We start from the raw sequence: 10,245 nt of genomic DNA on the forward strand, positions 1-10,245 counted from the left end.
GCTTTACAACCGAAGCAAAGATCAGACAATAAGCGGTTGAAACAGCGGCCTGCTAGACTCGAAAGGTCAAACGAATTCCGGGTGTTACTAACTGGAGGTCCCATTGGACAAGAACATGAAAATTCTCATTGTGGATGATTTTTCCACAATGCGACGGATTATCAAGAACCTGCTACGTGATCTTGGTTTCACCAATACCGATGAAGCCGATGACGGCAACACGGCGCTGCCGATGCTCAAAAGCGGGAAATATGATTTTCTGGTAACTGACTGGAATATGCCGGGCATGTCCGGTTTCGATCTGCTCAAGGCCGTGAGGGCTGACGAGAACCTGAAAACCCTGCCGGTGCTGATGGTGACCGCAGAGGCCAAGCGGGACCAGATTGTTGCCGCTGCCCAGGCAGGCGTCAATGGCTATGTTGTCAAGCCGTTTACTGCTGCGGTGCTCAAGGAAAAAATTGAAAAAATCTTTGAAAGAATCCAGTAACCAGAGATCGGATGGCTCTCATGAGCGATAGCAAAAAGAATCATCGGGGCCTTGAGCCAGAGGTGACGGAAAAGCTCCGGCGTCAGGCAGCCGAACTGGCTGAAAGCGTTGATGCCGGTGAATATGCCAAAGCCATGACCCTGATCAATGAGCTCAGCGAAGTCAGGGATCAAAGCCTGTATCGCGAAGTCGGGCGACTGACCCGAAGCCTGCACGAAGCGATCCGGAACTTTCAGATAGATCCCCGAAACGCGGAACAACAGGAAGTGCTGTCAAAAATGACAGATGCCTCTGACCGTCTCGAGTACGTGGTACACATGACCGGTGAGGCGGCCAACCGGACCATGGACCTGGTCGAGGCAACCATGCCAGTGGCCAATGCATTGAGAGACGAGGCGGCAGCCTTGCGGGACGAGTGGCAACGCTTGCGCCGCAGGGAAATGCAGCCGGCGGAATTTCGCCAGTTGTATGGCCGGATCGACAAGTTCTTTGCCGGCATGACCGCGGACGCGGAGACCATGTACAACAATCTCTCGGAAATACTGCTGGCCCAGGATTTCCAGGATCTCACCGGGCAGGTCATCCAGAAAGTCACCACACTGGTGAAAGAGGTTGAGGAACAGATGCTCTGCCTGGTGGTGATGGCCAGTCACGTCGATCAACTGACGGGCACCGTGCACCAGATTGAGGAAACGGAAGAATCTGCGGAAAAGGGCGTCGGGCCCCAGATCAAGGCCGATGAGCGTGAAGATGTAGTCTCGGGACAGGACGATGTGGATGACCTGTTGTCCAGTCTCGGTTTCTGAATGAAGAGGGTAACGCATGGCGTTTGATGCTGATGACGAGATTTTGCAGGACTTCCTGGTAGAGGCCGGCGAAATACTCGAAAAGCTGTCAGAGCAGTTGGTAGACCTTGAGCAACATCCTGATGACAGTGATCTGCTCAACGCCATCTTCCGTGGTTTCCACACTGTCAAGGGCGGGGCAGGCTTCCTGCAGCTTGATGCTTTGGTAAATTGCTGCCATTCCGCGGAGAACGTGTTCGATATTCTGCGCAATCACAAGCGCAAGGTGGATTCAGAGCTGATGGATGTGGTTCTGGAGGCCCTCGATAACGTCAACGCGATGTTTGAGCAGGTCCGTAACCACGAAGAACTGACGCCCGCCCCCGACGAATTGATCACAGCGCTCGACGCCCTGGCACAGCCTGAGGTCGGAAGCGCCGCCCCGGCCGCCACCCCACAGCAGGAACAAACGACGGAAGACGACGCGACAGAAGGCGGGGGCGATATCACCGACGACGAATTCGAGAAGTTGCTGGATGCATTGCATGACGATCCATCCGGCGAACCCTCATCGCTGTCCAGCCCCGATGCCGGAGCCGGCAACAACGAGAGTTCCGGTGATGACGAGATCAGCGATGATGAGTTTGAGGCGCTTCTGGACCAGCTGCATGGCAAGGGTCAGTTTGCGGGTGCGCCTGCCGCTGGGACTCCCGGCAGGAAAGACGAAAAACAGTCCCCGAAGACTGAAACCGGCGGCAGCGATGACCTGATCACAGACGATGAATTCGAGAAGCTGCTGGACGATCTCCACGGCAAGGGCGGAAGCCCTGCGGTCAGCGGCCAGCCGGCTTCGCCGCAAAAACAGGCGAGGCCAAAAGCCGAGCCACCCAAGGCGGAAAAACCGAAGGAAGAACCGAAATCCGCTGACAGACCGGGCACCAAAGGCGGCGCCGCACCGGCCATGCCATCCAGGGAGCATGCCCCGGCCGCAGAAACCACCGTGCGCGTCGACACCAAGCGCCTGGACGACATCATGAACATGGTGGGTGAACTGGTGCTGGTTCGGAACCGTTTGCAGCGCCTCGGTGCGGCAAGCGAAGACGAACACATGCACAAGGCGGTCTCGAACCTGGATGTAGTAACGACCGATCTTCAGTCTGCTGTGATGCAGACCCGCATGCAGCCGATCAAGAAAGTGTTCGGCCGTTTCCCGCGGGTGGTCCGGGACCTTGCCAGAAGCCTCAAGAAAGAGGTGAACCTGGTCATGCATGGCGAGGATACCGACCTCGACAAGAACCTGGTGGAGGCGCTATCCGATCCACTGGTGCATCTGGTCCGTAACTCCGTCGATCACGGTATCGAGGCGCCGGATGTCCGGGAAAAAGCCGGCAAGCCGCGCCAGGGCACGGTTACGCTGTCGGCGGAACAGGAAGGCGATCATATCCTGCTGTCCATTGATGACGACGGCGCCGGCATGAACCCCGAGGTGCTGCGGCGCAAGGCGGTGGAAAAAGGCATTTACGACCAGGATGCAGCTGATCGTCTGACCAATACCGAGTGCTACAACCTGATCTTTGCCGCAGGCTTTTCGACCAAGGATCAGATTTCCGATGTCTCCGGCCGTGGTGTCGGCATGGATGTGGTCAAGACCAAGATTGGTCAGCTCAATGGTCAATTGAGTGTTGAGTCTGAGCTGGGCAAGGGGTCGCGGATTATCATCAAGGTTCCGCTGACGCTCGCGATCATGCCCACCCTGATGATCATGCTCGGCGACCAGTCCTTTGCCTTGCCGCTGGTGAATGTGGTCGAGATTTTCCATCTGGATCTCACCAAAACCAACGTTGTCGACGGTCGGGAATGCATTGTGGTTCGGGAAAAAGTGTTCCCGCTGTTCCACATCAAACGCTGGCTGGTGCGTGACAACGGATCCCGGGAAGTGCCGGAGAATGCCCACGTCGTGATCGTTGCCATGGGTACCAAACAGGTAGGCTTTGTGGTCGACCAGTTGGTCGGGCAGGAAGAGGTGGTGATCAAACCACTGGGTCGTGCACTCCAGGGTACTCCGGGCATGGCCGGCGCCACGATCACCGGTGATGGCCGAATCGCGCTGATTATTGATGTTCCCAGCCTGCTGCAACACTACGGTTAAGCCGTGACCGGCAGGTGACAATGGAATGGGTAGGAGAAGTGGATGACAGTTTCTGTCCTGGTCGTTGACGATTCAGGGTTTTTTCGAAAACGGCTGACGGAAATCCTGACCAGCTCCGGCCAGATCAAGGTCGTTGGCGCTGCCACCAACGGCCGGGAGGGCGTGGAGCTTGCCGAGAGGCTGCGTCCGGACGTGATTACCATGGATTACGAGATGCCGGTTATGGACGGTATTTCTGCCGTGCGCGAAATCATGCGCAAGCATCCGGTGCCTGTCCTCATGTTTTCCTCGCTCACCTACGAAGGTGCGCGAGTGACTCTGGATGCCCTGGAAGCCGGCGCCGTTGACTTTCTGCCGAAGAACTTCGAGGAAATTGCCAGGGATAACAGCCAGCTCCAGAAAATCCTGATCGACCGGGTTCTGGATGTCGCCCGCAGCCGACCCGGCGCCCGTCCGGTCGCTCCGTTCCGGGACGGAGCGCCACCTCCTGCCGCGCGGGCGCCCATTGATGCGGCACCGGTTCGCTCCCGGCCTGAATCAATCCTGCGTCAGCGCCACGGCATTCAGGAGCGGGCCCCGGGTGTGGGAGCTACAGGCGAGGCTGAAGTCCCGAGGCGTCATGCCCGCCGGGGCCCCGCCAAACATTACGCGGTGGTCGGCATTGGTACCTCAACGGGCGGGCCGGTGGCGCTGCAGCGGGTACTGACCGCCTTGCCTGCGTCGTTCCCGGCGCCACTGGTGCTGGTCCAGCACATGCCGGCCAGTTTTACGCCGGCGTTTGCCGAGCGGCTGAACAAACTCTGCCGCATAGAAGTTCGGCAAGCAGAAGATGGCGACGTGCTTCGCCCGGGACTTGCCTTACTGGCGCCCGGCGGCAAACAGATGATGATTGAGAACCGGGGCGGACAGGCCCGGGTCCGGATCCTGCCAGGTGACGAGCGGCTCAATTACAAGCCTTGCGTAGACGTGACCTTTGGTTCACTGGCCCGGAGTTTCCCGGGCAAGACCCTGGGCGTGATCCTTACCGGCATGGGCTCTGACGGCAAGGAGGGCTGCCGGATGATGAAGCAGAGTGGCTCGGATATCTGGTCCCAGGACGAAAAATCCTCGGTCATTTACGGAATGCCCATGGCCGTTGCCAAGGCAGGACTGACCGATGAAGTCCTGTCACTGGACGAAATCGGACCGCGGCTGGTGGAAGGTGTCAGCTGATGGATATCCTCAGCCTTCTCGGGGTTGTTCTCGCATTTGCCGCCATACTGGGCGGCAACCTGTTGGAAGGCGGGGCGCTGGGCTCGCTCTTTAATGGTCCCGCGGCGGTGATTGTGATTGGTGGCACATTTGCCGCGACGATTCTCCAGACCTCGTGGTCCATGCTTAAAAGAGCCTTTACTCAGGTGCGCTGGGTTTTTGTTCCGCCGTTTATCAACATGGAAGATGGCTTGGGGAAAGTCATTGACTGGAGCGTGAAGGCCCGCAAGCAGGGGCTTCTTGGCCTTGAAGGGCTGGCAGAGAGAGAGCCGGAACCGTTTGCCAGGAAAGGGCTGCAATTGCTGGTGGACGGTGCGGAAACGGAAACCATCCGGGGCGTTATGGAGGTGGATCTGGAATCCCGTGAACAGAGGGATCTCGAATCTGCCAAGGTGTTTGAGGCCATGGGCGGCTATTCCCCGACCATCGGGATTATCGGTGCGGTTATGGGTCTGATCCAGGTGATGACCAACCTGGAAGATCCTCAGTCACTCGGTAGCGGTATTGCCACGGCCTTTGTTGCGACCATTTACGGTGTCGCCCTGGCGAATCTGCTGTTTTTCCCGGTGGCCAACAAGATGCGTGGTATCGTGCGGGAGCGGACCCGCTACGAGGATATGATGATTGACGGCATTATTGCCATCGCCGAGGGTGAAAACCCGAAATCCATCGAATTGCGGCTGCGGGGCTTCCTGCAGTAGGCATGCGCAGGCCAGACTATGCGGCGCCGTAGGCAACCCAAGGACGATCTGCACAATAAAGAGCGTTGGCTGATTTCCTATGCCGACTTCATCACCCTGCTGTTCGCCTTTTTTGTGGTGATGTACTCGGTTTCGTCCGTGAACGAAGGCAAGTACAAGGTGTTGTCCGAAACCCTGACCGGGGTTTTCAACGCGCCCCAGCGGTCCTTCCAACCCATCGAGATCGGCGAGCAGCCTCAGCAGTCCCTGAGCGCGCCCGCTGAAAACGTGATACCCCCGGCAGTCACCGAAGCTCCCCGAAACCCTGAAATGGACGCCCAGGCCCGGACCGAGGCCCTGCGTGCCATGGCTGACCAGTTGACCATGGAGTTCGATGAACTGATCAACCAGGGGGTTGTGACACTGGAAACCAGCGACAAATGGCTGGAACTGAATCTGCCGAACAGCCTGCTTTTTGGTAGTGGCGATGCAGAGCCTCACTACGATGCTTTTGAAGTTATTGATAAAATCGCCACCGTTCTTAACAATCGGGACAACGCCGTCAAAGTCGAGGGCTTCACCGACAATCGGCCCATTAGTACCTCCCGCTTTCCCTCCAACTGGGAACTGTCCGCCGCCCGCGCGGCAGCCGTTGTTCGGATGCTGGTCATGGAAGGCATTGAGCCGGAGCGCCTTGCCGCGGTCGGTTACGGCCAGTATCAGCCGGTTGCGCGGAATGACACGGAAGAGGGACGGCGCAGAAACCGGCGGGTGGTGTTGCTGATTTCCCGCGACGCCAGTATCCGGGGTGCCATGCGATAATACCGTTCGTCGGCAGATGCGTATGGTTCCGTTGGCACGGTTCGTGTATTTATTCCCGGTCATAAAAGGCGACGGCAAGAGCTTGCCGGAAATCCCCCTGCTATTCGTTCAAGTTGCCCGGGGGGCTGCCGATAAACGGGACTGTGGCCCCTGTGAATCCGGCCATACCGATGTGTTCTCTGGAGAGTCAAAGCGTGCGAATCTGGGCAGTAGCCAATCAGAAAGGTGGTGTCGGCAAAACCACATCCGTTGTTGCGCTGGGCGGCTTGCTCGCTGAGCGGGGCAAGCGCGTTCTTGTTGTCGATCTGGACCCCCATGGCTCGCTGACCAGCTGGTTCGGGTGCGATCCGGACACCATCGCCCACAGTGTGTTCGATCTGTTCCAGCACCAGGGCAAAGTTCCCGAGGGGCTGCCGGCCCAGCTGATTACTGAAACCGGTTGCCGGGGGCTGTCCCTGCTGCCGGCCAGTGCCGCACTGGCAACCCTGGAGCGCCGGATGATCGGCGTGGAAGGCATGGGGCTGATTGTCTCCCGGGCCCTGACCCAGCTCTGGGATGACTTTGATTATGTGCTTCTGGATAACACGCCGTCGCTTGGCGTGCTGATGGTCAATGCCCTGGCCGCCGCCCAGCACCTGATCATTCCGGTGCAAACCGAATTTCTTGCCATCAAGGGCCTTGAGCGAATGCTCCACACGCTCAAGATGATCATGCGTTCCCAGAAGAACGAGCTGGCTTACACCATCGTGCCGACACTCTATGACCGGCGCACCCAGGCTTCGGTGAAAAGCCTCAATGTGCTACGCAAAACCTATCGGCAATCCCTGTGGCAGTTTGCCATTCCCGTGGATACCAAATTCCGGGATGCCAGCCAGGCCGGTTTGATTCCTTCTGCTCTGGACGCCGAGACTCACGGTGTCCGGGCGTACAGCCATCTGCTTGACGACCTGATGGCCCGGGTAGGGTCCGTGAAGGAGCGTCAGCATGGCTGACGGGAAATTGACAAGGCTGGCGAGCCCTGAAGCCGCAATCGCCAGTTATCTTGACGAGTTGCTGCATATGGCGACCGATACGGCGTTGCGAGAGGACGTTGTTGCTCCGGAGAAAACCGCCGAAAAACCGGCAGCTCGACCCGAGCCGCCCAAATCTTTGCGAGCGAAGCCCGCCGAGGCTGTCCGGCCAGTGGTTCGTCAGGCACCGGAAACCTCCGTGCCGGAACCAAAAGTCGTTGCCACGCCTGAACCAGAGCCGGCCGCGCCACCGTCGCGCCCCGAATGGTCCGGGCAGCCTTTTGAATGCCTTATTTTCACCGTCGCCGGGCTGCAACTGGCGGTACCGCTGATTCTGCTCGGCGCCATCCACCGGATTGAGGAAGAGATCCGGCCGATACCCGGAAGCCCACGCTGGTACATGGGCATCCGGCCCGACCGGGACCAGAATCTCCGGGTGGTGGATACCGCGGAATGGATTATGGCAGGGCGGGTACCACCCGGTGCCCGTGACAACTACCGGTTCGTGATCCGGCTTGATAACAGCGACTGGGGACTGGCCTGTGATGGCGTTGCCCAGTCCTTTACACTCCGGCCCGATGAAGTGCGCTGGCGAACAGCTCGCAGCAAGCGCCCCTGGCTGGCGGGAACCGTGATTGACCAGATGTGTGCGCTTATTGATGTACGTACCATGGCAGACCTGCTGGTACAGGCCGAGCGTGAGCACCATCTGGATCTGAGCTGACGCAAACAGCTGGCGCAAACAACGGTTACTGAATGAAACCGAGCCATGCTGGCACGGTTTGTGCCCTTAACTATAGTATTGGGCACTGACGGTATTTTTTTGACGATCAGGTTGCCCGCCGGGCAGCCCAAGAGGAGACACATCGCTATGGCATCCCCGAGCGGACAAACCAATCAGGCCCAGGGTAATCAGGTACTGCAATACGTTACTTTCCGGCTGGATGATGAGACTTACGGTCTGAACGTCATGCAGATCCAGGAAGTACTGAGATACACGGAGATTGCGCCGGTTCCGGGGGCTCCGGATTACGTGCTCGGCATCATCAACCTTCGGGGTAACGTGGTTACGGTCATCGACACCCGCCGGCGTTTTGGCCTCGCGGATGCGGAAGTGACCGACGCCACCCGGATTGTAGTGATGGAATCAGCCAATCAGGTGATGGGTATCCTGGTGGATTCGGTGGCCGAGGTGGTTTACCTGAAAGCCAGTGAAATTGAGACTGCACCGAACGTGGGTAACGAGGAAAGTGCCAGGTTTATCCAGGGCGTGTGCAACAAGGATGGCGAACTGATCATACTGGTCGAGTTCGACAAGATGCTGTCAGACCACGAGTGGGCGGAAATCGCGGCACTGTAAACCGGAGCACTCCGTTACAGGCCAGATGATGGATGCCTTCCGTGGCAATTAACGGGAGATATCCCTCATGTTTGCAGAAATTCCTTCCTATCTTCCCTGGGCGCTGACTGTTGTCGCCTTGTCTCTGGTTCTTGTTCAGGGCCTGGTTCTCGGACACCAGGTACGTAGCCTGAGGGCAACGCTGAAAGAACGTTGCGATACCCTTGGCCGGGAGCTTCATGCCACCACCAGTGGCAGCATGGGTGTAGGGCAGCGGCTGGTCACCTGCGAACGGCAATTGCATGAGCTGCGGACTACGCTGGATGAAATGCGCCAGAACGATCCGCTGCGAATCTCCTACGATGAAGCCTCACGGCTGGTTGATCTCGGTGCCGATATCGACGATCTTATGAACACCTGCGGAATTTCCCGTCCCGAGGCCGAACTGGTGTCAGCACTCAGAAAACGTCAGGCGGCCTGATACAAAGCTGTTACGGACGCTGCTGAAGAGAGTCAATTGAAAGACTGTTTAACGAAGGCGATGTTCAGCGGCTGATCGATATGAATGCGGCACCGCCATTTGGGAAGCGCAACAGCGCCCTAATTATGGGCGCCTTGTATTGGGGGCTCGCTCCTTACGAGCTGAGCCTGCTGAGAGTGGAAGATGTGATGGACCAGTCCGGTGACTTCTTTCGGATCTTGACACTCCCGGCCAGCGATTCAGAATCTGGACAAAGTATTCAAGGCAATCTATTCACGAGTTAAAGTGAATCTGTAACTGTACTCCTGGTGACCTCCCTCCACGTTTCAGGGACTCTGTAATCAGCGAGGCTAAGCCGGTATGAAAGAACTTAGAACAGAGGATTACCCTGAGCACATTGTCGATTCCTCGGGGGATATTTTGAGTTTCACAAAGGGCTTCTCGCTGGAGGCATTCAAGGCCGACCTTCGCACTCAGAAAGCTGTTGTCATGAGCCTTATTGAGATCGGGGAAGCGGCTACGAAGATTTCGGCAAGTGATCCAGATTTTGTTGCTCAGAATGATGGACTGCCCTGGTCGCAAATGCGTGGCATGAGGAACAGGATTGCTCACGGTTTTGTCTGGCAGACCGTGACCAGTGCGATTCCTGCGCTGAACCAGCAGGCGGAAACCTTGCTCAACAATTTACGCGAAGGGCCGGAGCCTGGCCCTTCGTCAAACTAATTCGATGGGAAACCGATAATGACGACATTCTGCCAGAGTCCCTTCAAAGAGAGTTCGGCGTCAGGACAGGGACCAACGTCATTGAATTAGTGACTTTTATCGATAAATATCATGCAATTACCACTAACACACTGCTGAGAAAAACGCCTTATGAAGCACCCACAAAAGCCAACGGTTGACACCCCGGCCAGGTCCTGATCAAAAGTTGTACATAAAATAACCAATCCACTTGATGACCCCGCCTTTATCGCCCAACACCGTCAGCGCCCCCAGGATTTCACCCGCCACTGCCACCTGACCTTCAAGCATCTGGTGCTGTTCCCGCGCAACCAAGCGGGTGTCTTTACCTTGTGTGTTCGTAACTATTCAGCTCACTTTTTCTCAAAAAGTGCTTGACTGCGTAAACCGCTGAAGGTTGCCACCCATTCCACGTGAAGCCTGCCACCCGGACCGGAGCAAGGCTGCCACCCATCGGAGCGTAGCGACGCGGGGTTTCTCTTCTTACTCCGAACTCGCAG

The 10,245-nt window shown here is 57.5% G+C and carries 11 protein-coding genes; all 11 read left to right on the forward strand.

Annotated features, from left to right (window positions below):
- Positions 1 to 103 precede the first annotated feature (103 nt).
- The 11 genes from cheY (at position 104) to QPL96_RS17460 (ending at position 9,727) form a co-directional block, all read left to right on the forward strand.
- Positions 104 to 487 carry a chemotaxis response regulator CheY gene (gene cheY, locus QPL96_RS17410; RefSeq protein WP_008173086.1) on the forward strand — a complete coding sequence of 128 codons (384 nt, stop codon included), beginning with the start codon at positions 104 to 106 and terminating at the stop codon, positions 485 to 487.
- A 20-nt stretch (positions 488 to 507) separates the two neighbouring features.
- Positions 508 to 1,293 carry a protein phosphatase CheZ gene (locus tag QPL96_RS17415; protein ID WP_303288588.1) on the forward strand — a complete coding sequence of 262 codons (786 nt, stop codon included), beginning with the start codon at positions 508 to 510 and terminating at the stop codon, positions 1,291 to 1,293.
- Between the two features lie 16 nt (positions 1,294 to 1,309).
- Positions 1,310 to 3,421 (forward strand): chemotaxis protein CheA, encoded by a 2,112-nt coding sequence (locus QPL96_RS17420; RefSeq protein ID WP_303288589.1) that lies wholly within the window; start codon positions 1,310 to 1,312, stop codon positions 3,419 to 3,421.
- A 42-nt stretch (positions 3,422 to 3,463) separates the two neighbouring features.
- Positions 3,464 to 4,633, forward strand: a complete 1,170-nt coding sequence (locus QPL96_RS17425; protein ID WP_303288590.1) for a chemotaxis response regulator protein-glutamate methylesterase — start codon at positions 3,464 to 3,466, stop codon at positions 4,631 to 4,633.
- Positions 4,633 to 5,373 (forward strand): flagellar motor protein, encoded by a 741-nt coding sequence (locus QPL96_RS17430; protein ID WP_303288591.1) that lies wholly within the window; start codon positions 4,633 to 4,635, stop codon positions 5,371 to 5,373. Before QPL96_RS17425 ends, QPL96_RS17430 begins: the two co-directional genes overlap by 1 nt.
- 18 nt (positions 5,374 to 5,391) lie before the next feature.
- Positions 5,392 to 6,174 (forward strand): flagellar motor protein MotD, encoded by a 783-nt coding sequence (gene motD, locus QPL96_RS17435; RefSeq protein ID WP_303288592.1) that lies wholly within the window; start codon positions 5,392 to 5,394, stop codon positions 6,172 to 6,174.
- A 194-nt stretch (positions 6,175 to 6,368) separates the two neighbouring features.
- On the forward strand, positions 6,369 to 7,166 hold the full coding sequence (locus QPL96_RS17440) for a ParA family protein (protein WP_303288593.1): 798 nt from the start codon (positions 6,369 to 6,371) through the stop codon (positions 7,164 to 7,166).
- Positions 7,159 to 7,908, forward strand: coding sequence for a chemotaxis protein CheW (locus QPL96_RS17445; RefSeq protein ID WP_303288594.1), 750 nt, complete (start codon positions 7,159 to 7,161; stop codon positions 7,906 to 7,908). Before QPL96_RS17440 ends, QPL96_RS17445 begins: the two co-directional genes overlap by 8 nt.
- A 147-nt stretch (positions 7,909 to 8,055) precedes the next feature.
- Positions 8,056 to 8,544, forward strand: coding sequence for a chemotaxis protein CheW (locus QPL96_RS17450; RefSeq protein ID WP_303288595.1), 489 nt, complete (start codon positions 8,056 to 8,058; stop codon positions 8,542 to 8,544).
- Between the two features lie 67 nt (positions 8,545 to 8,611).
- Positions 8,612 to 9,004, forward strand: coding sequence for a DUF2802 domain-containing protein (locus QPL96_RS17455; protein WP_303288596.1), 393 nt, complete (start codon positions 8,612 to 8,614; stop codon positions 9,002 to 9,004).
- Positions 9,005 to 9,364: 360 nt separating this feature from the next.
- Positions 9,365 to 9,727: a DUF86 domain-containing protein gene (locus QPL96_RS17460; RefSeq protein WP_303288597.1), complete on the forward strand. Its 363-nt coding sequence runs from the start codon at positions 9,365 to 9,367 to the stop codon at positions 9,725 to 9,727.
- Positions 9,728 to 10,245: the final 518 nt, after the last annotated feature.

Origin of the sequence: Marinobacter sp. SS8-8 (assembly GCF_030540945.1) — a bacterium.
Taxonomy (GTDB): Bacteria; Pseudomonadota; Gammaproteobacteria; order Pseudomonadales; family Oleiphilaceae; genus Marinobacter.